This window comes from Burkholderia sp. SIMBA_051, from assembly GCF_046534915.1.
Taxonomy (GTDB): domain Bacteria; phylum Pseudomonadota; class Gammaproteobacteria; order Burkholderiales; family Burkholderiaceae; genus Burkholderia; species Burkholderia ambifaria.
Map to the genome: position 1 here is coordinate 1 of NZ_JAWRXS010000045.1, position 517 is coordinate 517.

Genomic DNA, 517 nt, shown 5'->3' on the forward strand with positions numbered 1-517 from the left:
CGTAATAGCTCACTGATCGAGTCGTCCTGCGCGGAAGATGTAACGGGGCTAAGCTATATACCGAAGCTGCGGATGCGTGCTATGCACGCATGGTAGGAGAGCGTTCCGTAAGCCTGCGAAGGTGCGTTGAAAAGCGTGCTGGAGGTATCGGAAGTGCGAATGCTGACATGAGTAGCGATAAAGGGGGTGAAAGGCCCCCTCGCCGTAAGCCCAAGGTTTCCTACGCAACGTTCATCGGCGTAGGGTGAGTCGGCCCCTAAGGCGAGGCAGAAATGCGTAGCTGATGGGAAGCAGGTCAATATTCCTGCACCATTGTTAGATGCGATGGGGGGACGGATCGCGGAAGGTTGTCCGGGTGTTGGAAGTCCCGGTCGCTGCATTGGAGAAGGCACTTAGGCAAATCCGGGTGCGTAATTCAAGGGTGTGGCGCGAGCTCCTTCGGGAGCGAAGCAATTGGAAGTGGTTCCAAGAAAAGCCTCTAAGCTTCAGTCTAACGATGACCGTACCGCAAACCGAC

1 rRNA gene is annotated in these 517 nt (G+C 55.7%); it reads left to right on the plus strand.

The annotated features are described in order from the left end of the window. Window positions 1-517: ribosomal RNA gene (locus tag SB771_RS33455) — 23S ribosomal RNA — on the plus strand; the annotation flags it as partial.